Origin of the sequence: Christiangramia sp. OXR-203 (assembly GCF_034372165.1) — a bacterium.
GTDB lineage: Bacteria > Bacteroidota > Bacteroidia > Flavobacteriales > Flavobacteriaceae > Christiangramia.
This window is the reverse complement of sequence record NZ_CP139698.1, coordinates 2,099,689-2,124,395: the sequence shown is the minus strand read 5'-3', so window position 1 is coordinate 2,124,395 and position 24,707 is coordinate 2,099,689. Positions and strand designations below refer to the sequence as shown.

At 37.4% G+C, this 24,707-nt stretch carries 25 protein-coding genes and 1 pseudogene; 11 read left to right on the top strand and 15 right to left on the bottom strand.

Annotated elements, in window-relative coordinates:
- Positions 1 to 3: 3 nt before the first annotated feature.
- Complete coding sequence (gene rplI / locus T8I65_RS09790; RefSeq protein ID WP_322300430.1) at positions 4 to 453, top strand: 50S ribosomal protein L9; 450 nt, start codon at positions 4 to 6, stop codon at positions 451 to 453.
- A 63-nt stretch (positions 454 to 516) separates the two neighbouring features.
- Positions 517 to 996, top strand: a complete 480-nt coding sequence (locus tag T8I65_RS09785; protein WP_322300429.1) for a DUF6495 family protein — start codon at positions 517 to 519, stop codon at positions 994 to 996.
- 2 nt (positions 997 to 998) lie between these two features.
- Here the strand turns inward: T8I65_RS09785 and T8I65_RS09780 are convergent, their stop codons facing one another.
- Positions 999 to 2,234 carry an ABC transporter permease gene (locus T8I65_RS09780; RefSeq protein WP_322300428.1) on the bottom strand — a complete coding sequence of 412 codons (1,236 nt, stop codon included), beginning with the start codon at positions 2,232 to 2,234 and terminating at the stop codon, positions 999 to 1,001.
- Positions 2,235 to 2,369: 135 nt separating this feature from the next.
- Between T8I65_RS09780 and hisS the strand changes: the two genes are divergently transcribed.
- On the top strand, positions 2,370 to 3,740 hold the full coding sequence (gene hisS, locus T8I65_RS09775; protein ID WP_322300427.1) for a histidine--tRNA ligase: 1,371 nt from the start codon (positions 2,370 to 2,372) through the stop codon (positions 3,738 to 3,740).
- 1 nt (position 3,741) lies between these two features.
- Here the strand turns inward: hisS and T8I65_RS09770 are convergent, their stop codons facing one another.
- Both T8I65_RS09770 and T8I65_RS09765 read right to left on the bottom strand, forming a co-directional pair.
- On the bottom strand, positions 3,742 to 4,695 hold the full coding sequence (locus T8I65_RS09770; RefSeq protein ID WP_322300426.1) for an aldo/keto reductase: 954 nt from the start codon (positions 4,693 to 4,695) through the stop codon (positions 3,742 to 3,744).
- 4 nt (positions 4,696 to 4,699) lie between these two features.
- Complete coding sequence (locus T8I65_RS09765; RefSeq protein ID WP_322300425.1) at positions 4,700 to 5,692, bottom strand: TerC family protein; 993 nt, start codon at positions 5,690 to 5,692, stop codon at positions 4,700 to 4,702.
- 356 nt (positions 5,693 to 6,048) lie between these two features.
- Here T8I65_RS09765 and T8I65_RS09760 point away from each other — a divergent pair, with 356 nt between their 5' ends.
- The 8 genes from T8I65_RS09760 to T8I65_RS09725 all read left to right on the top strand — a co-directional run bounded on the left by T8I65_RS09760 (position 6,049) and on the right by T8I65_RS09725 (position 13,958).
- The gene (locus T8I65_RS09760; RefSeq protein ID WP_322300424.1) at positions 6,049 to 6,495 is read left to right on the top strand and encodes a (2Fe-2S)-binding protein; all 447 of its coding nucleotides are present in this window, start codon (positions 6,049 to 6,051) and stop codon (positions 6,493 to 6,495) included.
- A 3-nt stretch (positions 6,496 to 6,498) separates the two neighbouring features.
- Positions 6,499 to 7,485, top strand: coding sequence for a xanthine dehydrogenase family protein subunit M (locus tag T8I65_RS09755; protein WP_322300423.1), 987 nt, complete (start codon positions 6,499 to 6,501; stop codon positions 7,483 to 7,485).
- 1 nt (position 7,486) lies between these two features.
- A complete protein-coding gene (locus tag T8I65_RS09750; RefSeq protein WP_322300422.1) occupies positions 7,487 to 9,700 on the top strand; it encodes a xanthine dehydrogenase family protein molybdopterin-binding subunit in 2,214 nt (737 codons plus the stop codon).
- 294 nt (positions 9,701 to 9,994) lie between these two features.
- A complete protein-coding gene (locus T8I65_RS09745; protein WP_322300421.1) occupies positions 9,995 to 11,326 on the top strand; it encodes a phage integrase SAM-like domain-containing protein in 1,332 nt (443 codons plus the stop codon).
- A 250-nt stretch (positions 11,327 to 11,576) separates the two neighbouring features.
- Positions 11,577 to 12,584, top strand: a complete 1,008-nt coding sequence (locus T8I65_RS09740) for a potassium channel family protein (RefSeq protein ID WP_083645355.1) — start codon at positions 11,577 to 11,579, stop codon at positions 12,582 to 12,584.
- A 114-nt stretch (positions 12,585 to 12,698) separates the two neighbouring features.
- Complete coding sequence (locus tag T8I65_RS09735; protein ID WP_083645356.1) at positions 12,699 to 13,019, top strand: four-helix bundle copper-binding protein; 321 nt, start codon at positions 12,699 to 12,701, stop codon at positions 13,017 to 13,019.
- Positions 13,020 to 13,306: 287 nt separating this feature from the next.
- Positions 13,307 to 13,555 carry a hypothetical protein gene (locus T8I65_RS09730; RefSeq protein WP_083645357.1) on the top strand — a complete coding sequence of 83 codons (249 nt, stop codon included), beginning with the start codon at positions 13,307 to 13,309 and terminating at the stop codon, positions 13,553 to 13,555.
- A 103-nt stretch (positions 13,556 to 13,658) separates the two neighbouring features.
- Positions 13,659 to 13,958, top strand: coding sequence for a hypothetical protein (locus tag T8I65_RS09725; RefSeq protein ID WP_083645358.1), 300 nt, complete (start codon positions 13,659 to 13,661; stop codon positions 13,956 to 13,958).
- 582 nt (positions 13,959 to 14,540) lie between these two features.
- Here T8I65_RS09725 and T8I65_RS09720 read toward each other — a convergent pair.
- From T8I65_RS09720 to T8I65_RS09665, 12 genes and pseudogenes are all read right to left on the bottom strand, one after another.
- Complete coding sequence (locus T8I65_RS09720; RefSeq protein WP_241551973.1) at positions 14,541 to 16,832, bottom strand: multicopper oxidase family protein; 2,292 nt, start codon at positions 16,830 to 16,832, stop codon at positions 14,541 to 14,543.
- Positions 16,833 to 16,862: 30 nt separating this feature from the next.
- Positions 16,863 to 17,723, bottom strand: a complete 861-nt coding sequence (locus tag T8I65_RS09715) for a DUF3347 domain-containing protein (RefSeq protein ID WP_322300420.1) — start codon at positions 17,721 to 17,723, stop codon at positions 16,863 to 16,865.
- 93 nt (positions 17,724 to 17,816) lie between these two features.
- Entirely contained in the window at positions 17,817 to 18,191 is a 375-nt protein-coding gene (locus T8I65_RS09710; protein WP_086047670.1) for a hypothetical protein, read from the bottom strand.
- Between the two features lie 223 nt (positions 18,192 to 18,414).
- Positions 18,415 to 19,193: pseudogene (locus T8I65_RS09705) on the bottom strand (zinc-dependent peptidase).
- 14 nt (positions 19,194 to 19,207) lie between these two features.
- Positions 19,208 to 19,420, bottom strand: coding sequence for a heavy-metal-associated domain-containing protein (locus T8I65_RS09700; RefSeq protein ID WP_147864577.1), 213 nt, complete (start codon positions 19,418 to 19,420; stop codon positions 19,208 to 19,210).
- 20 nt (positions 19,421 to 19,440) lie between these two features.
- Entirely contained in the window at positions 19,441 to 21,699 is a 2,259-nt protein-coding gene (locus tag T8I65_RS09695) for a heavy metal translocating P-type ATPase (protein WP_322300419.1), read from the bottom strand.
- 172 nt (positions 21,700 to 21,871) lie between these two features.
- Positions 21,872 to 22,192 carry a four-helix bundle copper-binding protein gene (locus tag T8I65_RS09690; protein WP_241551976.1) on the bottom strand — a complete coding sequence of 107 codons (321 nt, stop codon included), beginning with the start codon at positions 22,190 to 22,192 and terminating at the stop codon, positions 21,872 to 21,874.
- A 79-nt stretch (positions 22,193 to 22,271) separates the two neighbouring features.
- Entirely contained in the window at positions 22,272 to 22,838 is a 567-nt protein-coding gene (locus T8I65_RS09685; protein ID WP_241551977.1) for a helix-turn-helix domain-containing protein, read from the bottom strand.
- A gap of 229 nt (positions 22,839 to 23,067) precedes the next feature.
- Complete coding sequence (locus tag T8I65_RS09680; protein WP_241551978.1) at positions 23,068 to 23,682, bottom strand: mercuric transporter MerT family protein; 615 nt, start codon at positions 23,680 to 23,682, stop codon at positions 23,068 to 23,070.
- A 2-nt stretch (positions 23,683 to 23,684) separates the two neighbouring features.
- On the bottom strand, positions 23,685 to 23,957 hold the full coding sequence (locus tag T8I65_RS09675; RefSeq protein ID WP_241551979.1) for a thioredoxin family protein: 273 nt from the start codon (positions 23,955 to 23,957) through the stop codon (positions 23,685 to 23,687).
- A gap of 114 nt (positions 23,958 to 24,071) precedes the next feature.
- Entirely contained in the window at positions 24,072 to 24,452 is a 381-nt protein-coding gene (locus tag T8I65_RS09670; RefSeq protein ID WP_256946172.1) for a metal-sensitive transcriptional regulator, read from the bottom strand.
- Between the two features lie 25 nt (positions 24,453 to 24,477).
- Entirely contained in the window at positions 24,478 to 24,702 is a 225-nt protein-coding gene (locus T8I65_RS09665) for a GDCCVxC domain-containing (seleno)protein (RefSeq protein ID WP_147864582.1), read from the bottom strand.
- Positions 24,703 to 24,707: the final 5 nt, after the last annotated feature.

Here is a 24,707-nt window from a genome sequence, read left to right as displayed (position 1 = left end):
GTTATGGATGTAATACTTAAAAAAGACGTAGACAATCTAGGTTTTAAAGATGATGTTGTGGCTGTTAAAAACGGTTACGGGAGAAATTATCTTATACCTCATGGATACGCTGAACTGGCAACTCCTTCTGCAAGAAAAGTTTTATCTGAAACTTTAAAGCAGCGTGCCTATAAAGAACAAAAGCACATTGACGAAGCTAAGAAACAGGCTGAGAAACTTAACAATATTGAGATCAAGATGACTGCTAAAGCAGGTGCTGGTGACAAGTTGTTTGGTTCTATCACTAATGGTGATCTAGCTGATGCTCTTGCTAAAGAAGGTGTAGAAATTGAGAAAAAATATATTAACATCGCAGGTGGAAACATCAAGCGTTTAGGACAATACGAGGCAACTTTGCGTTTTCATCGTGAAGTAGTTTCAAACCTAAGTTTTGACGTTGTAGGGGAAGCTTAATATTATAATTTTATAGCAAAAAGCCCGCTCATTTATGAGTGGGCTTTTCTTATTTTTACAAAAATGAAATACGCTCGATTAACAAAAGAACAATTTGAAGAGATGCATCAGGAATTCATTAATTTCCTGGCAACTCAGTCTATCACCGGTGAGGAATGGGATAAGATCAAAAAAGAACAGCCAAAGGTTGCGGAAGATGAAATGGATCTGTTTAGCGATCTCGTATGGGAAGGAGTCCTGAATAAGGTTGAATATCTGGAGCATTTTTCACCAAATCAGGTTTTCCTTTTTTATATTTCTGAAGTATCCATCAATCTTATCGCGATTAAGGTAGAAAATGAATCTGTAGATATTACAACCCGGGAAGGTTATCAATGGTTACAAACTAACCTTATGAATGAGATGGTTAATATCTATACCTCTTCAAAAGTTCTTAGTGAGGACAGAAACAAGGATATTTTCGCTTTGATTAAACAGGGAGCAAATATTACAAAAGGTGAACTATACGCTTATTTTAAGAATATTGTAGACAAAGATGCTTAGAACTATTCGTATCTAAGTGATTCTATAGGATCCTGTTTTGCAGCTTTAGCAGCAGGGTAACTGCCTGCGAGTATAGCTACGAATATAGTAATCCCGGTAGCCCATAACATGGCTTTCCATGGTGTGGTGAAATCGAAATCCAGGGAAGACGATACACCCCAGCCAATAAGAATTCCGAGTAATATACCTAGTAGTCCACCAAGCTGACCAATTACTAAGGTTTCCAGGAAGAACTGCATTGCAATAGTGTTTTTCTTGGCGCCTAGGGCTTTTCTAACTCCAATTTCCCGTGTTCTCTCGGTAACACTTACCAGCATGATATTCATCAAGGCGATGGAAGATCCAAATATGGTAATGATCGAAATGATCCAGGCGGCGATATTTAAAGCGCCAGTGATTTGAAGAATACGATTAATAAGATCATCGCTTCTTTCTATTCCAAAATTGTTGTCTTCTTTTGGGTTTAATCCTCTAATATTTCTGAAGGTGATAATAGCTTCATCCATTGCTGATTCCAGCATTTCCTTATCGTCCACCTTTACGCTCAGGCTGTAATTGATATTTGGCTGAGAAAAGATCGAGCGAGCATGCTGAATAGGGATAAAAACTCTTAGATCCTGATTGTTTCCGAAGGTACTTCCTTTACTTTCCAGAATTCCAATCACTTTGAATTTCGCCCCGCGAATACTAATTGTTTTATTAACGGGATCCATTCCATTAAAAATGCCGTCTTTATAGTCGGCACCAATCACCGCAACATTATTATTATTGTTAATATCGAAAATATTAAACTCTCTTCCTTCTTCAACTTCCAGTCCGGAGTTCTCTAAATAATATTCATTTACCCCGAGAACTGAAATATCCGGATCTGTTTTTTCATTCTGATATTTAATTTCTGCAGATCCCGTTCCCGTAAATGATATAGCAGTTTCAGTAAAAGGAAATTGAAATTTCTCCTTAAACTCTGTCACTTCTCTATAGCTGATTGTTGGATTTACCTTCCGGTCCTCATTGCTTATTCTCTCTCTGAACTCGTAACGTTGCAGGTTAAAAGTATTCGCGCCCATTGAAGCAAAATCCTGACTTATAGTATTTTCCAGTGCTGCTACAGCACTAAGGATTCCAACTAATGCTGTGATACCAATAGCGATGATGAGAACGGTTAATACAGTTCTTAGTGACTGATTTCTTATGGAACTTAGAGCAATTCTAATATTTTCCCGCAGGAGTGAAAACATGGGCTAACTTTTCGATCTTAACGATTAGACTATAAAATGATAGGATTGTTACTTAAAATATCAAATTTGTTTGGGTTCACTCAAAAATTAAGATATTTGCAGTCCTTTAAAAATCATATTTCAGCTTAGAACTATATGGCACAAAAACCGTCAATTCCAAAAGGTACCAGAGATTTTTCTCCGGAAGAAGTAGCAAAAAGAAACTACATTTTCGATATTATCAAAACTCAATTTAAAAGTTTTGGTTTTCAACCTATCGAAACTCCAAGTTTTGAGAACTCTTCGACCCTAATGGGGAAATATGGTGAAGAAGGAGATCGCCTGATTTTTAAAATTCTTAATTCAGGTGATTATCTTAAAAAAGCTGATGCGAAAGCTCTGGAATTCAAGGATAGTACAACATTAACTTCTTCTATTAGCGAGAAAGCATTAAGATATGATCTTACGGTTCCTTTTGCCAGGTACGTGGTTCAACATCAAAATGAGATCGAGTTCCCTTTCAAACGTTACCAGATACAACCAGTTTGGAGAGCAGATCGTCCTCAAAAAGGGAGGTTTAGAGAGTTTTTCCAATGTGATGCAGATGTAGTGGGAAGCGATAGTCTATGGCAGGAAGTGGAATTCATACAATTGTATGATGCAGTATTTACTCAATTAGGTCTGGAAGATGTTGTAATTAAGATCAATAATAGAAAGATCTTATCCGGTTTTGCTGAAGTAATTGGAGAACAGGATCGGCTTATAGATTTTACTGTAGCGCTGGATAAACTTGATAAGATTGGTGAAGCTGGTGTTCGGAAAGAAATGCTTGAAAAAGGTATTTCTGAAAAGGCTATTGAAAAAATATCGCCAATTTTTGATCTCAAGGGTTCTTTTGCCGAAAAGATCTCAGGTTTACAATCTATTCTGAAAAGTTCAGAAACAGGATTGAAAGGTATCGAAGAATTACAATTCATACAGAATGCTGTAGCTGAAATGCCTTTGAAAACCGCTACTCTCGACCTTGATGTGACTCTGGCACGCGGACTCAATTACTACACCGGAGCTATTTTTGAAGTTGCTGCTCCCAAAAAAGTTAAGATGGGAAGCATTGGTGGAGGAGGAAGATATGACGATCTTACCGGAATTTTTGGTTTGAAGAATATGAGCGGAATAGGAATTTCGTTTGGTTTGGATAGAATATATCTTGTCCTTGAAGAATTGGATCTGTTTCCTGAAGCCGTACGGGAGAATACCAAAGTGCTTTTTATAAATTTTGGAGATAAGGAATCTTTATATGCGATGAAGTCCATCCGATCTTTAAGGAACTCCGGAATTACTGCTGAACTTTATCCGGACAGTTCCAAAATGGGTAAACAAATGAAATATGCCGATAAACGAGATATTCCATTTGTCATACTTGCAGGCGAAGAGGAAATTGAGCAGCAAACCTTCACTCTAAAGCATATGAAATCAGGTGAGCAGGATACACTTCGTCTAAAAGATCTTATCTCGAAGCTTTCGTAACTTAATGGTTGCTTGCTGCATTTAAATTTTCCATTTCTTCTTTGGTAAGTTCCATGTTGACAGCTTCTTCGAAACTCTTTAGATGCTCAGCTATTGTTGCACTTGCAATTGGAGCGGTAATTCCCGGGCGTTGCATGATCCATCTTAAAGCAATTCCTGCCTGGTAAATATTGTGATGGTCCGATATATCTTTAAGTGCGTTGAGTACTTTTTTACCACGATCGTCAAAATAATCTCCAAGGAACTGTTCACGATCACTTCCTTTTATGTCTTCGATACTTTGATATTTTCCGGAGAGGAATCCGCTGGCTAAGCTGAAATAGGAGGTGACTCCAAGATTATTTTCCTGGCAGATTTTCTGAATTTTCCCTTCGAACTTGCGTCGCTGCATCAAACTATATTCCGGCTGGAAAACCTGATACTTTGGTAAATCATCATTTTTTGAAGCGTCTAAAGACTCCTGTAATCTTTCAGGACTCAAATTTGAAGCTCCAATATATCTCACCTTTCCCTGCTCAATTAATTTCTGATAGGCACCAAGGGTTTCTTCTACAGGTGTTTTATTATCATCCCAATGGGTGAAATAAAGGTCGATATGATCTGTTTGTAATCTTCGCAGGCTATCTTCTACCGCATTAAGAATATGTGTTTTGGAAATATCCTTATCGCCACCTTGTTGCATACTGGAGCCTACTTTGGTGGTAATGGTCAATTTATGTCGGTTACCTCTGGACTTCATGTATTTTCCAATAATACTTTCAGATTCACCACCAAAGTTACCTTCAGCCCATCTGGAGTAAACATCTGCAGAATCAATAAAGTCAAATCCCATATCCAGCAGTTGATCCATCATTCTGAAAGATTCTTTTTCATCGATCGTCCACCCGAATACATTTCCGCCGAAAATGATAGGAGGAGTATATAATTCTGTATTTCCTAATTTTTGTCTTTTCATAAATCTAAGTTTTATCTAATTCGGTCGTCGAAGTTTGTCGTAGAGATAATAATATCGAACCTATTAAAATTAAAGCTATAAAACAAAGAGATATCCAGATTGGTATTTCGTAAAGATCACTTACCAGGAACTTTATTCCTACGAAAGCCAGTATAATTCCCAGACCCTCATTCAAATAAATAAACCTGTCTTTCATATCTGCCAGTAAAAAATACAAAGCACGCAGACCCAGAATGGCAAATGCATTTGAGCTTATAATAATAAATTCATTCCGGCTTACCGCTAATATTGCCGGGATAGAATCTACCGCAAAGATCACATCGGTTAGTTCTATGATGATCAAAACGGTTAATAGAGGAGTGGCAATCTTCTTACCGTTTTCTATTACAAAAAAGTTGTCTTCCCTATAACCTTCAGTTTGAGGAATCACTTTTCGTACCCATTTGAAAATCCTATTGTTATCAGGATTGGCTTCAGAAATATCGCTTTTAAAGATCTTATAAGCGGTATACAGCAAAAATGCGCCGAATACATATATGATCCAATGTACATTTTCGATCAGGGCAATTCCGCCGAAAATAAAAATGACTCTTAGAACAAGGGCGCCGAAAATCCCCCAGAACAAAACTTTATGCTGAAATTCCTTTGGCACTTTGAAATAGTTAAATAATACTGCCCATAGGAAGACATTATCCATGGACAGTGATTTCTCGATCAAATACCCAGCGAGATATTCTCCTGCGGCGAGAGAACCCTGCCACCAATAGATCACAGCTGTAAATAGAAGCCCCAGGCTTATCCAGCCGGCGCTATACCACGCAGCTTCCTTAGTTTTTATCTTGTGTGGCTTTCTCATCACCAGTTTTAGGTCTACGATGAGAAGAAGGATGATAAAGGCTGAAAAGGCTATCCATACCCATGGATCTACCATGAAATCTTCGGAAGCAGCTGCTACAGGCTTGATGTATCCGGCAAAATTAGATGCGTTTATTATCACGATTTTTTAAGCAAATAAAACTCAAAATTGGATATGAGATTTGATTTTACAACAACTATAACAATTAGAAATTGAATCGTCTTTTTTTAATTTGACTTCGATGAGAAACACTTGAAGGGTCGATGTAATATTCATAATACTAATGACTTAGAACTATTTTATTGACTAAACAAAAATCATAAAAAAATATTAAGATGAGTGATATAAATATTTCTGTCCAAATTATTCTTTAGCTTTAAAAGGTATTCTAGTATTTATTAGAAACCAATTACCAACCAAAACCATATAAAATGGAAATTAAACAACATCCTGATACCGTAGAATTGGTATTGAATATTAATGGGCGAGATGTTAGTATGAAAATTTCTGCATGGACAACTCTTGTTGATGCCTTGCGGGAACATTTGCAGCTTACAGGAACTAAGAAAGGCTGTGATCATGGACAGTGTGGAGCCTGCACAGTGCTAATAGACGGAAAACATATTAATTCTTGCCTGACCCTTGCCGCAATGCAAACAGGAAAAGAAATTGTTACGGTGGAAGGATTAGGCAGTGGAGATGAATTGCACCCTGTGCAGGAAGCATTCATCAAACATGATGCGTTCCAATGTGGCTATTGCACACCCGGGCAGATATGCTCTACCATTGGACTGCTGAATATGAATAAAGGAAGTGATCCTGCGGAATTACGAGATCTCATGAGTGGAAATATTTGTCGCTGTGGAGCTTACGCCAACATTTATAAAGTGGTGGAAGAATTAAAAGACAGAAATACCGAAGCTTTATCCAAAAACAGCAATTAGACTATGAATAATATTTCTTATAAAAGGGCAGAAAGCGTGGAAAACGCGATCGAACAAATAGGTTCTGAAAAAGAGAGTAGCAGATTTATTGGTGGAGGAACTAATTTGCTGGACCTGATGAAATATCGGGTTGAGAATCCTGAGCATTTAATTGATATAAACCACCTGGATCTTTCCAAAATCGAAAACTCAGATTCTGGAGGTTTAATATTGGGAGCGACCAAGACCAATGCCGATACAGCTTATCACGAGAAAGTAGAAAAGCGATATCCGCTACTTTCTGAGGCTATGCTTTCCGCTGCTTCAGCGCAGTTACGGAATATGGCGACCAATGGCGGGAATCTATTGCAGCGAACTAGGTGCTTTTATTTTTATGATACTTCAACCCCCTGTAACAAGAGAGAGCCTGGAAGTGGATGTTCCGCATTAGAAGGATTTAACCGTTTACATGCAATTCTTGGAGAAAGCGAGCATTGTATCGCGACTCATCCTTCAGATATGGCGGTAGCGCTTGCGGCCCTGGATGCGACAGTTCATGTTAGTGGATCTGAGGGTGATAGAACAATTGCCGTAACTGACTTCCATAAACTTCCTGGTGACACCCCACATATAGAAACCAATTTAGAACCGGGAGAGGTCATTACTGGAATCGAACTTCCTGAAAAGGGTTTTGAGAAGAACTATCATTATTTAAAAGTCAGAGACAGGCCTTCTTATGCTTTCGCCTTAGTTTCAGTAGCTGCTGCAATTGAATTAGAAAATACCACTATCAAAGATGTTAGAGTTGCTTTGGGTGGAGTTGCACACAAACCCTGGAGAAAACCTTCCGTAGAAAAAGAGTTTTTTGGAAAAGGAGCAAATACGGAGAATTTCGAGCAATTAGCGAATAAACTTACTGAAGGAGCTAAAGGATACGGTGATAATGATTTTAAAATTCCACTGGTAAGAAAATCTATTGTTAGAGCATTAACAGAAGCAATGAACAAATAGCATGATAGCAGAGACAAAATATATAGGGAAACCTACCAGAAGGGTAGATGGGATAAAGAAAGTAACAGGTAATGCTGTATATAGCGCTGAATTCAATCCTGAGCATTTAGTACATGGATATATTATCAATAGTACGATTTCCAGAGGTAAAATTGTTGCTATTAATGATAAGGAAGCTTTGAAAGTACCAGGAGTTCGACAGGTATTTACCCATGAAAATATCCCGGAGGAAGTTAAAATAAATTCAGATTATACAGATCCTCTGGCTCCTCCCGGTAATCCTTTCAGACCGTTTTATAATGAGGATATTCTGTATAATGGACAGCCGGTTGCGCTAATCATTGCAGATACTTTTGAAACTGCCGCTTATGCCGCCGAACTGGTTAAAATAGATTATAAAAAAGAGGAGGGTTGCGAGGTTGATCTTAAGGCTAATCTTCAAAATGCAACCAGAGAGGGCGTTCCTGAACCACCAGAGCCAAGGGGTGATGCCGATGAAGCTTACGACTCTTCAAAACATAAGGTAGATGTAGAATATTATTTGCCTCGACATTATCAAAATCCTATGGAAACCTTTGCGACCGTAGCGATCTGGAATGAAGGGGAGCAGGGCTTTACCATTTATGATAAAATACAGGGAGTTGGAAGTAGTCAGCAATATATTGCTGGGATCTTCAATCTGGAAAAAGAAAAGGTCAGGGTACTTTCTCCTTTCGTAGGTGGGGGATTCGGGTCTGGTTTGAGACCACAATACCAGTTATTCTGTGCTGCAATGGCTTCAAAAGTCCTCAATTTGCCAGTGAAGGTTGTAATGACCAGAACTCAAATGTTCACTTTTGGACACAGGCCTGCCTGTTTACAGAGATTAAAACTATCATCTGATGAATCTGGTAAATTGAAATCAATTAATCATGAGGCATTTGGAGAAACATCAAGGTTCGAAATGTTCAACGAAACCGTTGTGGACTGGTCTGGAATGATGTACCAGTGTGATAACGTTAAACTGGATTATCAACTCGTGCCTTTAGATGTTTATACGCCTATGGATATGCGAGCACCCGGAGGAGCTACAGGAATGTATGCGCTGGAATGCGCTATAGACGAACTAGCAATTGAAGCTGGGGTAGATCCACTGGAGTTCCGTTTAATAAACTATGCTGATATTGATCAAAATGAAGGTAAGCCGTATTCGAGCAAAGAATTAAGAGCTGCTTTTCTCAAGGCATCAGAAAGTTTTGGCTGGGATAATAGAAATGCAAAGCCTGGAAGCATGCATGATGGTAATAATCTTGTAGGTTATGGAATGGCCACCGGAGTCTGGGAAGCTTTACAGCAGGAATCTTCGGCGAAAGCAATTTTAACTTCTGAAGGAAAACTAACGGTTAGTAGTGGAACGGCAGATATTGGTACTGGAACATATACGATCATGTCCCAGATAGCTGCGGAAATTGTAGGTATTCCATTGGAAGATGTAGAATTTCAACTTGGAGACTCTAGTTTGCCGAAAGCTCCAATTGAAGGAGGATCCTGGACAGCATCTTCAGTAGGTTCAGCAGTAAAACTTGTGTGTCATGCACTTCAGAAGAAAATATTTGGATACGCTCAACAGAGTTTTCTAGAAGAGTTGAAGGGTGCAATGTTCGAAGATGCCGAGTTCAGCAATAGACATCTGAGTGTAAAATCTACCAGACTTAGTTATTCTGAAATATTAGCTGCTTCCGGACAAAAATCTGTGGAAACAAGCTTTAATTCTCAACCTGCAGATGATCGTAGTAAATATTCATGCTATTCACATTCCTGTGTTATGGTAGAAGTTCATGTAGATAAGGATACTAAAATGATCACGGTTCCTAGAGTTGTGAGTGCTATAGCAGGAGGTAAAATACTTAATCCTAAGACTGCTGAAAGTCAGATTCTGGGTGGAATTACCTGGGGAATAAGTATGGCGCTTGAGGAAGAAGGAATGATGGATAGTCGTAATGGCCGAATCATGAATGCGAACCTTGCTGAATATCATGTAGCAGTACAAGCAGATATTCAGGATCTTGAAGTGATCTTTGTGCCGGAGCATGATGAAATTGTGAATCCGCTGGGAGCCAAAGGTCTTGGTGAAATTGGTATTGTAGGAGTTGCCTCTGCAATTTGCAATGCGATCTATAACGCTACCGGTAAACGAGTGAGAGAATTGCCCATCACACTTGATAAGTTAGTGTAGATCAGGAAATAAAAAAATGATAAAAAGTAAAAGGGATTTCGAAAATACGAAATCCCTTTTTTTTTTGTAGCGAGACCGAGATTTGAACTCGGGACCTCCGGGTTATGAAAATATTCTGCTAGAAGTCAAATCTATCTAAAACACCTGAAAATCAATTAGTTAATGTTGTTTTGATAAATTTTGATATTATATAATATGGCCTAAAATCAACCGATTCTGTACTTATTCTGTACTTATTCTGTACTAGTTTTTAGGTGTAAATTATTATATTACAGGGTTTTAAATCCTAACTGTATGGCAAATTTAAAGATTGTTTTGAGGAAAAACATGAAAAAGAAGGATGGAAGGATACCTCTGGCCTTAAGAATTAGCGAAAATTATAAAACGAATTATGTTTGGCTGGGACATTCTGTATTTGAAAAAGATTGGGATAACGTTGCTTGTAAGGTTAAAAAGACTCATCCAAACTTTAAGCAGTTAAATAACTTTTTGATGAAAAGGATGATTGAAGTCAATGATATCTATTTCAATGCAGAGAAAAAAATTACGCCAAGGCAAATAAAACAAAAATTAAAAGGGCCAGATGGCTCTAAATCTTTCTTTACTGTTGCCACTGAACATATCCAAAGTAAATATGACACGGGAGTTTTTTCAGTTGCTAAAGCGCAGTTATCAATACTATATAATATTGAAGAATTTATACAACTAAAGAATTCGAGAAGTAAGGCAAAAATCATCCAAGAAATTAAACAAAGACGGTTAAAGCGAGTGAGCGAGGCAAGAAGATCTAAATATCACTGGATGGATGGCGTTGCATATTTTAAAAAAAATGATAACCTAAGATTCAGGGATATTGACGAATCTTTTATTAGAAAATATAAGACATTTTGTTCTTCTTACCTGAATCATAAACCAAGGACAATAACCAATCAGCTTATTTTCATTAGAACTCTTTATAATATTGCAATTAAAGAAGGAGTAATTGCCCAGAAATATTATCCTTTTGCTGGTGAGAAAGAGAAAATTAGAATATCCTCAGGTAATAAAATTGGATTGAATGTAGAAGAAATTGAGAAGATAGAATCACTCGAATTAGAGAAGTACTCAACTATATGGCATACTCACAACATATGGTTGTTTTCTTTTTATTTTGCCGGGATGCGAATCTCAGATGTAATTAAATTAAAATGGTCTGATTTCAAGGATAAACGTTTATACTATGTCATGGAAAAAAATGGTAAACCTCTAAGTTTAAAAATTCCTGATAAAGCTAGGATTATAATTGATTACTATCGCCCAGATAAGAAATTCAATAATGGATATTTATTCCCTTTTTTACGGGAAGTAGATCAAACTCAAGCCGAACAAATTTATACACGGACAAAGAGTACCACTAAACTTCTCATTAAATATTTAAAAAGAATAGCTAAACTCTGTGGCATTGATAAAACATTATCGAATCATATAGCCCGTCATAGCTTTGGAAATATTGCAGGTGATAGAATTCACCCTTTAATGCTGCAAAAATTATATAGACATAGTGATTTAAAAACCACTTTAAATTATCAGGCAAATTTTATTCATCGTGATGCTGATGAAGCTCTGGATAGTGTTATTAACTTTTAATTTGAGATTATCTTTCTTAAGTTTAATCTTATGATAATCCTTACATTATGTAATCTTTACTTGATTTCTTATATAAAATCTAAGCTTTAATTTTGACACCGGATATTTTTCACCATCATTTAAAAATTTTAATATCCTGAATAGAATGGCTCGATACGGCATGAACTTAGACCAAATTTTATTTAGTTCTCTATCAAAATAATTGAATGCCTTAATTTTTCGGCCTATTTAACTAACCAAAAATACCTATATGGAAATTTATCTAATTATCGGAATAATCCTGTATGTCGCCATAGTTCTGGATATTCTGCAAACCACTTTATCCATGCAGGGCGGGGGTTGGCTTACCAGCCGTTTTTCACATTTTTTCTGGAAGTTTTTATTGCTGATTTCTGGCAGGAACGGTAATTCTAAATTGCTGGCCCATGCGGGTTATTTTCTACTAATTTCTATTGTGCTAATCTGGGTATTCTTTTTATGGGCGAGCATGGTTTTTATACTTTATTCTTCTCCTGGCTCTATTATAGATAGTACCACAAAAATTCCGGCCGGTTTCTGGCAAATTACGTATTATAGTGGATTTACGGTTTCAACTTTAGGAATGGGGGATTATGTAGCCTCCACCGATCTTTGGAGGGTACTTACCACTATATATTCCTTTACAGGGCTTATTCTCCTCACCATGTCTGTCACCTATTTTATTCCGGTCCTTTCAGCAGTCATAGACCAGCGTAAACTTGGCATAAGTTTAAGTACACTGGGAAGCAGTCCCGAAGAAATTGTAATGAGTGCCTGGAATGGTGAAAATTTCGATCGGCTAACAGGTAAAATTGATGAAATTTCAGACTCCATAATCAAATATAGCCAGCAACACCGGGCTTACCCGGTAATTCACTATTTTCATAATAATAAAGGGAAAAATGCGATTATTCTGCAACTGGCAAGGCTTTATGAAGCTTTGTTGATTATTTCAGATCAAATTAAAGAGGAATTCAGACCTGATTCTAAAGACATAAAACCACTAATAGTAGCTTATGATAATTATTTTGAAGTAATCGCCGAGGTAACCCACATGAGGCTCTTACCTTCGGGCCCTCCGGCTTCAACTACTCATAGGCTTTTAGAAAAGGAACTTATACTGGAGAATTTTGATACGGATGGGTTTTCAGCAAAGGTGAGCAAAAATCGTCTATTTTTCAAAACTTTAGTGCGTCAGGAAGGATGGAATTGGGAACATGTAGACACAAAATATTCTTAATTATTTTACATCTAAGTTAAAATAATTTAAAACAGAAAGACCTTAGCATAATTTTAAAAGTAATTTTTAATGTGCATGCTTAATTTTATGTAGAATCAAAAAATTTAATAAATTATGAGAAATGAAAAACTAATTAAAGCCCTTGGAAATTGTATTAACCATTGTAATTTTTGTGCAGATGCCTGTCTTGATGAAGATGATGTAAAGATGATGGTAGATTGTATTCGTATAGACCATGTTTGTGCTGAAGCCTGTTCTGCCTTAAGTCAAATTTTAGCAACCAGTTATAAAGATGTACAGGGGTTAGTTGATTATTGCAAAAAAGTATGCGAAAAATGTGCTCAGGAATGTGATAAACATGATGCACAGCACTGTAAGGATTGTGCGAAAGCATGTCGCGAATGTGCAGAAGCTTGTGCTACTTTTAAAGCTTAAAGATTTAAATCAAGTTTTGTTAAAAACCCGGCCACGTCCGGGTTTTTTTGAAAAAATTTGAAAGGTGACAGTGAAGTTGGTGTGACGATCCTGATGTGAAGCATATGAATTTAAATCCCATAAAAGAGATAGGGTAGATGGACGAAGTATAAAATTTATAGTATAATATAAGGCATGGACAAACCGGCAATTCAGGCAAATAAAGAAGTTATTGTTGTGAGTGGAAGCAGTGGGCTAACCATATTAACGAACTTGCTAAAAAGTATCTTGTCGTAGGGCTGGATAATGTGGGTTATCCCTTTCCTCCACCCACGGCAGAATGTGTATGTATAGACTTCACCTCAGATACCAGTATAAAAAATGCCTTTGAACGAGTACGTTTTGCCTATGGAAATAGAATTGCCTCTGTGGTGCATCTTGCGGCTTATTATGATTTTTCAGGAGAATCCAGCCCTCTTTATCAAAAAATTACTGTGGAAGGCACCGAAAGGCTTCTGAAAGAATTACAGGATTTTGAAGTGGAGCAGTCTGGGTAAAAACAAGGTTTATCCAAAAACCTATGCCTGTGGGAAAAATATACCAGCCGGAAGTTGCGGCCAGGGCCATTGTAGAAGTCGAAAAACAGTAGATCGGCTAAGGATGGTAGGATACCCTACGATTCAAACAATTTTACGAAATAAATTAGTGCCCGATTTTCTTGACCATTATATGGCAAAATACGGGATTGAGGGTCAGTTAACAAATGAGCAAGAAGATCCACACAGAAAAGATAACCTTTGGGAACCCGTACCAGGCGATCCGGGTATTTATGGCGATTTTAAGGACCGCGCGCAGGATTATAGTACCTTTGATCAGATTTACGAACACAAAAAAGTAATAGGGGTTTTTGGTGTCCCTATGCTGGGAGTGTCAATCCTTACACGAATAATGAAATCCTAAATGCTTTAAAAAGGAATTTGCAAAAATTATCTGGTCGGTTTAAAATAAAATGAAAGGTAAAGCAGAATGACACATAATTATAAAAAACTGGAATTTAGCTGCAACTATTGACGGTTCCGTGCAATAGAATCCCATCAGAGGAAGATGGAGTGATTAATGCCTCCGTGAACCTTTAAACAGAGAAACTGAACAATTTTATTTATGATCAGATTACTACGAACCTTCTAAAAAACATTAAAAAAAATAGCTAAAAAGAAAAAATAAAAGTCTTTCTAATCACACCGCCAGACATACAAGATTGCCAGCGATTCCATTAATCCTTTAATGCTACAAATTATATAGACATAGTGATTTAAAAACCACCTTGAATTATGGGGCAATTTTATCCATAAAGAAGCAGATGATGTACTGAATAGTGTGGTGAACTTCTAAAAAACAACATCTGCCATCTTTTTCGATTGTTAATTCATTAATTTTTACAAGTTGGAAATCTAACGCCGTATGAAAAACCTAATTTCCTTTTTGATGACGTAGAAATTCTATTTTTGAATTTACCAATGATGGAATGGACATAATTTTCCATTAATAATTTAAATTAAGACCGACTCCAAAACCCATATCACTGTCGAAATGAGTGGTAATCCCCAAATTACGTGTTGTGATATAACGCAAACCTGCCATATATTCCTTATCTGTATTCCACATCAGGTTCATACGCAACCTTTGGGTTACGGGTATATCATTGCGCTCAAATTGTAACCTGATATTACCGTCCGTAAATATTTCTGCTTGTGCCATTACCAACATCGGTAGGGTGTAATTGACTCCTATGCTCACTAAAGAGCGTTTATCTTTGGTGTTTTTTTGGCTAAACAAATTTTCCTCAACCTCATTATGTCCCAATTTTCTATAGCGCCAATCAAACCCAACAAACGGTATCAGCCACTGCATTTTTCCAATATACCTTCCTATGTGTGTTTCTGTTTCATAACCGTGCATATCATTGTAGCCCAAACGCCATTCGGTGCCAAAACTCCATCGTGTACTTTGAGCCATCAGCAATCCATCATTTCCGTTGGTCGCAAAATCGTTTTCTACCATCAGGTGGAAATCCCGGTCGTCACCTTTTAATTTTCTTAACGCCAATTCAGGGTTTGGTATCAAAGGATTTGGCTCTTGGTTTTCATAACTGAAAACCCTGCCCATACCGCTCATCATATGGTACAATATGTGGCAGTGAAAAAACCAGTCGCCTTCTACATTGGCCTCAAACTCGATAACATCGGTTTCCATAGGCATAATATCCACTACATTTTTTAGCGGTGCATACTCGCCTTGGCTGTTGAGCAACCTAAAGTCGTGGCCGTGCAGGTGCATCGGGTGTCGCATCATTGAATTGTTATACAGGGTAATCCTTACTTTCTCCCCTTTTTTTATTAATATTTTATCGCTTTCTGAAATAACCTTATTGTCCAAGCTCCAAACATAACGGTTCATATTGCCGGTTAACGTAAAGTGCAGTTCCTTTATGGGTGCATCCTGTGGAAGTTTTGTTACCGTAGGCGATTTCAACATAGCGTAGTTGAGGGTCGTAATGTTTGCAAGTTCGTTGCTCTTGTACATAGCTTCGCTCATCTTCATTCCATCCATATCCTGTTTTCCATCGATTTTGTGGCCATTAGGATCTTCGCCATCCATTTCCATTTTCTTGTCTTTTCCGTTATCCTCAGGACCGGTTATTTCAGGATACATCACCACGTTCATATCCATTTGCTGCATACTCATACTCATTCCCATTTGGTCCAGATCGCCGTTCATCTTCATCATTTCGTTCATCATTTCCATACCTTCAAAATATTTCAGTTTTGGAAGCCGTTCCGTAAGTTTTTTAATGCCCTCTCCAAGATATATGGAAGCCGATTTTGTACGGTCTTCCGGTGTTACTAAAAATTCAAAGGCAGTATTGTCCGCAGGAATGGTAACAACCACATCATAGGTTTCTGATACAGCAATAAACATTCTATCAACATCCACAGGTTCCACATCATTACCGTCGTTGGCCACCACGGTTATTTTACCACCGGCGTAGGTAAGCCAAAAATAACTGGAAGCACCGCCATTTGAAACGCGCAGCCGTACTTTATCGCCAGCTTTTAAGCCCTTGAGGGATGTATCTTCATTTTCACTTTTGCCATTGATGAGGAATTTGTCATAATACACATCGCTCACGTCCATTGCAAGCATCCGTTTCCATTCATTATGAAGTTTTGTTTTAAAGTGCCCCTTTTTAATAGCCTCGGCATAACTCTGTGTAGTCCCTTTTTGTATGGCAAACCAGTCGGATGCGTTGTGGAGCATACGATGCACATTTTCTGGTTTCAAGTCCGTCCATTCGCTCAATACTATGGGAATGGTGGGCAGGTCGTCAATGCCTTTTCTGAAGGTCTTATCGTCCGGTCTCTTGTTCAAAATCATAGAACCATACATACCAATCTGTTCCTGAAGCCCAAAATGGCTGTGGTACCAATGGGTCCCGTGCTGTATGATTGGGAAGGTATATTTATGGACGGTATGCGGCGGAATGGGCATTTGGGTAAGGTAAGGTACGCCATCTTCCTTATTGGGCAAAAACAGACCGTGCCAATGCAGGGCTGTTTCTTCATCCAACTCATTGTGCACATAAATTTCGGCAATGTCGCCTTCTGTGAACGTTAGCGTTGGCATTGGTATTTGTCCGTTCACTGCGATGGCACGTTTTTCCTTACCCGTAAAATTTACGATGGTATCACGAACATATAGGTCGTAGCGCACTATATTTTGTGCCTTTATGGAAAGCGTTTCGAGAAACAGGATTATTATTATAATTTTTTTCATTTTGGTATCAAAAATCAAATTTTATTGAATTCAATTTTTAGTGTCAATAGTTTCCACGGTAGAGCCACAGCTTAACATTTGAGAACCATAATAGGGATTTTTAACGGTCTTGTCCTTGCTCAACCAATTGGCATCCTGCATTGGGCAGTATTGGTAATAAAGGGTCTCATTGGTATCGTAAACAGAAATTATATCGTGCATATATTTTGACAGAACCTTGAATGTTTCCCGTTGCTTGCCAATATCCTTGGTTGCTGTAATGCTTTTTGCGGCTTCCATTAAAGATGGCATTACCTTGGTTACAGCGGTTTGCCCTTCCGCCGTCAACGCTTCTGTTTTCAAGTTTTTTAATATAGTCAACCATTCCGCAGATTTTCCATTCGCTATCGTCGCATTGGTTTTTACCAGGGCATCTTTTATAGCAAAATAATTATTGAACACGGCTTCCATTGGATTTGTTTCCGTCATTTCAGGCATTGTCATTTCTTCCATTGGTTTATTTTTTTTCTTCTCCATTTTGGTATGGTCCATAGCCCTTATGGGCTGCTTTTGCTGTCTTTCGTACTTGCAATATTCGGCAAGTTGTGCATAAGCAGCATCCGGTGCCAGATATTCGTCGTTGTCATAACCTGCCAACGCGATGCGTTTTAATATTTCGTCCCGATTTGTTTTTTCGGAATCGAAGCTTATTTCTGCCATTTTGCTGTCCTTGTTCCAAGTAACGCTGGCCACATTTTTAAGCTTTCCCGCATTTTCGATAGCTGATTTACACGTATCGCAGTTACCGAGAATTTTTACAGTTTCCCTTGTTGGGTTTTTAATTTGGGCGAAGCCCGTAGTTGTTGATAGCACCACCGATAGCACTATCAATATGTTAAATATTGATTTCATTATAAAAGATTTGAATTATTTGATACGTTTTAATTTTGAAAACAAGAAGTTCGTTTTCAATCTGACATAGCTTTGGCTGTCAAGGTAGATGAACTAACTTAATTTTGGCGGGGACCAAATCTGGAAATAGACTGGTTTTGGCTGTTGTTTTGCATAGTTCCAAAGATTTTTGAAAGCAGCCATAGCAACAGGATTTGATGCTTCTGAAGTTGAAGAATAATTTATTGGTAAAATTGTGGTTGATGGGCAATGGCAGGAAATACTTCCACAGGTTCCATCGCAATCCTTTTCTTTCTTGTCTTGGCTTTTATGACCCTTGCAACAATCGCTCTTTGAGTGTTCTGCACTATCTGCACAACTGATTTTTTCAGATGGGTGGGAAAGATCAATATGTGCCCATACGCTCGTTGGCACTAAAAAAATGCCAAGGGTAAGTACAATTATCACTATTTGAATCTTTTTTCCCATTTTGAATAGCGCAGCGAATTTAGTGAAAAAAGCAATCCGTTTTACAGCTCGGTCTTCTGTAGAATTAAATATGCTTTTACTCTTAAAGTTTATCCAACTTCATCAGTGACAATTTCAGAGCTCAACATTTTGGGAAAAGCTTCTAGTACCAAAAAACGATAGAATTAATGAATGTGCTCCTCTTCATTCTGTTCTTATCAATCCATTTTAAGACCTCACATCTTTAGGCAACATCAGTCATTTTTTGATTAAAACATTTAATCACATTTTGAATAATTCGGGATGTTTCTTTTTTAGGAAGTCTGGACGTTCAAAAAAATACTCTGAAGCAACGGCCAGGAATTCAGCTTGATTGGTTCCTCCATATTTTCTAATAGCAGAATGGTTATCATTTATCGCTTTCATCTCTTCATGGATTAAATTTAATCAAGGTATTGCATATTGATGTTCCCTTAGCTGTTCTGGCACACCGTCTGTTCTGTCGTCCAACTTATCTATAAGATGTACGAATTCGTGTATACCAGTATTACTTTTATCGGTTGTATTTTTAAAGCCGTGATACAATGCTTTTTTGGAAAGTATCATCTGTTTCTCGAACCTTCCATTACCAACTATTCCACCAATATTCCGTGAGTTATCCTTACTGCTGAATTGCATATCCTCATTAAAATTATCTGGATATAAAAGGATACCACTTAAATTGGTGTAGTGCCATTCCTTGAAGCCAAAAACTGGAATGACGGCACTTGCTGCAATTAAAACCTTATCCAACTCTTCCAGTTCAAACTGCACAGCATCGATATAGACCTCACTTAAAAATAGCATCATTTTTTGCTGAAAAATTAGCTGTGCGTCTTTTGATAGATTTCTATAAAACAGCACATTATCCGTCAATAATTTATGCCAATGTTCTGGAAATGGCTTTACACTATGACGTTTTGCTTTTCTGTAAAAATGAACAGCAAAAAGAACAATCACAACCGAAATTAAGATATAAGCCATATTAAAAAAACTTATTAATCTACAGGTTCCGCTTTAAATCCTACTTTTTGCAAAGTAGATGTTACGTCTTCTTTAGTTGCACCATCGCTTTCAATGGTTAAGATTTTATTAGGATTGGCAGTATCTACTTCCCAACTTTCTACACCTTCTTGTTTGTTTAAAAAAGGGGTTACTTTCGATACACACCCACCACAATTGATATTTGTTTTAAATTTTAAAGTTTTCATAGTATTGAATTTATTTATTATTAAAGTTTTACTCGTTTAAGTCTTAAGCTATTTGCAACAACAGATACACTACTGAATGCCATTGCTGCGCCTGCAATCATCGGGTCCAATAAAAAACCGTTTACGGGATACAGAATTCCCGCTGCAATTGGAATACCGATGATGTTATAAATGAATGCCCAAAATAAGTTTTGACGTATGCCCAACACGGTTCTTTTTGACAGTTCCAATGCTTTTGGGATGGATTGCAAATCTGACGTTATCAAGGTCATTTTTGCGACATCCATTGCTATGTCCGAACCTTTACCCATTGCAATACTTACATTGGCTTGCGCCAAAGCGTGCGAATCGTTGATACCATCGCCAACCATTGCGACTATTTTTCCGTCCGCCTGTAATTTTTCGACAAAAGCCGCTTTGTCCGAAGGCATTACTTCGCCCTGGTAATTTGAAATCCCTACTTGATTTGCCACGGCAGAAGCCGTTTTATTGTTATCTCCCGTGAGCATATAGACCTCGATGCCTCTTTCTTGAAGCGTAGCTATGGCTTTTTTTGAAGTTTCTTTAATCTTGTCCGCAATGGCAAGTATCGCAAGAACTTGATGTTCGTTACTAAAAAATATGACTGTTTTTGCTTTCTCTTCCAGACTTTCTGCTGTTTGTATCAAAGAAGCGTCGATTTGAATATTCTTTTCAACCATAAGTTTATGGTTGCCCACATAATATTTTGAACCTTTCTCTGATTGGGCCTTTACGCCTTTTCCTGTGATACTTTCGAAGGAAATAATTTCTGCTTGTACAATATTTTCCTCTTTTAAATGATTGACGACGGCTTCTGCCAAGGGATGTTCTGATTGTGCTTCGATAGACAAGAGAATTTTCTTGTAATCGTTCTGATTTTCAAGCTTGTCCTTCCAAAGTATGTTGGTTACCAATGGTTTTCCTTCTGTAATCGTCCCCGTTTTATCAAGGATTACTGCATTCACTTTATGGCCAAGTTCTAAACTTTCGGCATCTTTTATCAAAATATTGTTTTCTGCTCCCTTGCCGATACCTACCATTATGGCGGTAGGCGTTGCCAAGCCCAAGGCACAGGGACAAGCAATAATCAACACGGCTACAGAGGTCAACAAGGCTTGTGAAAAGCCATTGTCGCCACCTATAGACATCCAGACGATGAAGGTTACAAAGGAAATACCCAATACCACGGGAACGAAGATACCGGCAATCTTATCGACCAGTTTTTGAACCGGTGCCTTACTCCCTTGCGCTTGCTGAACCATTTTAATAATTTGGGAAAGCAAGGTTTCTCCACCAACTTTTTCAGCGGTAAATTGAAAGCTTCCTTTCTGATTAACCGTACCGGCGAATACCTTTTCCCCTTGGGATTTCTGAACTGGAACAGGTTCTCCCGTAATCATACTTTCATCTACATACGAGCTTCCCTTGGAAACTTCGCCATCCACCGGAATCTTTTCTCCGGGACGCACCAAAATGGTCTGACCCACCTGTACGGATGAAATAGGGATTTCCCTCTCTTCCCCATTCTCAATAATTTTAAGGGTTTTAGGCTGAAGCCCCATTAGTTTTTTAATGGCTGAAGATGTATTTGATTTTGCCTTTTCTTCCAATAGTTTCCCCAAGGAAATAAAGGTGATAATCACGGTAGCCGCTTCGTAATATACGTGAGGCTCGATGCCACGACTTAACCAAAATTCAGGAAAAAAGGTATTGAATACACTAAAGAGGAAGGCGATTCCGGTACTCAACGCCACCAAGGTATCCATATTTGCTTTACCGTGTTTGGCCTGCTTGAAGGCATTGATGAAAAAACTGCGCCCAAACCAAAAAAGAATTGGAAAGGCCAATACCAATGAAATCCATTTGCCTGGTTCCCATTGCATATAGAACATTCCCAACACAAAAATGGGTAGCGTAAGTATCGCCGACCAGATGGTTCGGTTTTTTATGTCCTGATAATGCTTTTGCTGAAGTTCTTGCTGTACTTCCGAAGGGTCTGCGGCATCAATTATAATATCGTAACCGACCTGTCTTAAAGCGTTTTGCAATTGTTCTTCGGTAGTGGCTTCGTCGTAATCCACCAATACCGAACTGCTGGCAAAGTTAACCTCGGCCTTGTTCACACCTTCGGTATGTGAGAGTATAGATTCAACACTGGATGCACAGGCCGCACAGGTCATACCTGTTACTGGAAAGGATTTTTTTATTCCCTTTTTATGATTCTTTTTTTCGGTTTCAAATATGTTGATTGTTTCCATAAACCTATTCTAATTTATACAATACAAATTTCGGAATTAATAGGCTTTAATATGTTACGTAATATGCTGAATGATTTGTAGAATTCTCCCATATCACCTATAACGAATCAAGGACTACAATCATCTTGTAGTCCTTGATAGCGTCTTGCTTAGCAAATAAGCTTTCTACTTTTTAGCTTAAGAAATCCTCACAAGCTTCAGCACATTTTCTGCAGGCATCTGCACATTCTTGACAATGTTTATGGTCGTGTTTTTCACATACATCTGCACATTTTTTACAGATATCACGGCATTGCTCTACCATACCCCTTACATCGGAATAATTTGAAGCAAGTAAATTTGCCGTGGCGCTACAGATTTCAGCACAGGTCCTATCGGTCCTAATACAATCAACCATCATTTTAATGTCGCCTTCGTCAAGACAGGCATCTGCGCAATAATTACAGTGGGCAGCACAATTATTTAGTGCATCAATTAACCTTGAATGTTTCATATTTTATAATTTTTTAGTTATTAATTCCTCAAATTTAGATTTTGACAGATAATTTGTATGTTATAATATTGGTTATTATCTATATAATTTTGTCCAGTGATTTTCTACCTCCCTTTCGATTTAACTTATAGTCCGTTAAGCTCATACCTGTTTCATTTTTAAACTGTTTGCTTAAATGGTTTAAGTGTTTATAATCGAGCATTTGGCTTATTTGCGTGAAATTATATTCTTGAGACTGAATGAGTTCTTTGACTTTCTCTATTTTTAGCTTGATAAAATATTTTTCGATAGTTACCTCTTCAATGAAAGAGAATGTTTTACTGATTTTCGAATATTCTTTTTTTAATTTTTTTGAGAGGAAACTTGATAGATTTTCTTCAAGTCCGAATGGCACTTGTTCCAATATGTGAATCAGTTCAATCTTTACCTTTTCTACTAATTTTTTCTTGGGGGATTTAATTATTGAAAAGCCATCATCTTCCAAGATAGCTATTATACGTTCAAATTGAGATTCATTTTTAATTCCCACTTTAATACGACCCAATTCGATTTCGATTAAGTCAATATCCTCGTTTTTAAATTCTGTTCTAAGCACTTTGATGCACCTGTCACAGACCATATTGCGTATAAAAATTTCTTTAATCATAGGAGCTTATAAAATACCCTTATTAGGAAGTTTTGACGATAGTATCCAATATGTTGATGGCTACACTTTGATATTAATTTTTTATAATGCAAATATCAGGATTAAAAGAATTTAATGTGTTACGTAATATGCTGAATGATTTGTAGAATTTGCTCTTCACGAATTATTACCAACAAATTGGAATAAGTTGTTCTCGATTTATGTCTTTGTCATCACAATGGGAACGTGTCTATTGGTCTTTAGTATTTGTAATCAAATACCCTTTTGATTGAATAACCTTTTTTATCTCATCGAAATTCGTTTTAGTTGTATCAAATTCTATATTTGAAGTCCCTTCTTCATAAGACGTAGATACATTTGTAACCCCGTCAATTTTATTTACAGAATGGTTGATATTTTTTTCACAACCAGAGCATACCATCCCTTCAATATTCAACTTTACAGTTTGAATATGTGTATTGTTTGTTGCAACAATTCCTTTTGTGGCCATTGGGTGAAATATTTGCGGATAATAAGAAACCAATGTCATTACAACAACAAACACTGTAACTAACCACAAATAGATTTTTGATTTAAAAAATGATGGTTTAGCAGTATCACAGCTGCCACAATCGTCCACCTTCTTTTTTTTATAAACCTGATAAAAGGCCAGTCCCAATGACAAAAATGGTATAACCAACAGATAAGGTTTCAAGGCGATAAGCCAAGAAATATAGACAGAACTTCCACTAATACCAGCTACACTTGTAAGTAGCAAAGGACCCCAGCAGCATAGTTTAAGGGAAACTGCTGAAAATACAGCAGTCCCCATAGATGCTTTTTTGTTCCATTTAGTAATTGCCATACCTAACAACTTCCTATTCCCGCGTTTACCAAATCCTCTTTTGTGATTTCGATGTTGGTGCAGCAATTCAGTAGTTTTCCGTCAACAGCAATGGCGGGAACTCTTGTAACCCCATATTCCTTCATTTTTGAAACACAGATTTTACTTTCGCATTGCTCGGACAGATTATGAAGTGTGATTTCGCAGTCCTTTCCTGCTGTCTCATTTACTAATTGTAACACAGGCTCGCATACAGGGCAACCTGCTGTAAAAATCTCGATTTGTCGTTTACTCATAATGTTCTTTTTTTTCAATGAATTCGTGATTGTTGCACAATTCATCTTATTTTAAGTTCAAATTAATAATGGAACAAAGATGAGAACGTGAGGTAGGGGATCACCAAACTTTTTTTAACCTTTTTTTTCGTTGTAGTCTTTTAATCTGGTTTCAATGGTTTGGATTTCTTTTAAGCGATTGGTCAAATCGGATAATTCCAAATTGGGAAATTCACTTTTTAAATATTCAATTTTATCTTCATTACCACAATTTCCTGGGCAAGAGTCCACGGCCTTTACAATTCCAATAGCAAGTGCTTTTCGATAAACTTCATCCAGCAGTAAGTAATGTGCTTTTTGAATCCCCTTATCAATGGATTTGAACTGTATGTTTATTTGTTCGGGGTCCTTTCCTTCATCAAGCATTTTAACAATGCCGCTTAATTGACCACTCAAAGTTTTTAATCTTGTTTTTATATCCAAGATTAAATCAGTGGGTAATTTGTGCTGTTCCATATTCATAATTTGTCCATTATAATGTTTAGCAACAACTTGAATTATTACATCTTTTATTTTCTTGAATTGGTGGGCAGGCCACAGTACCGTAAGAACAGAATACGCAACAATCTCCCTCGTTTGGTCTTAATACTTCTTTGCAATTCTCGCATTCGTAAAAGAATTGACAAGCGTTCGTCGGCATTTCTTCTTCTGTTTTGTGGCCGCATTCAGGGCAGGTGATCGTAGATTTTAATATTGTAGTTTCCATAAATA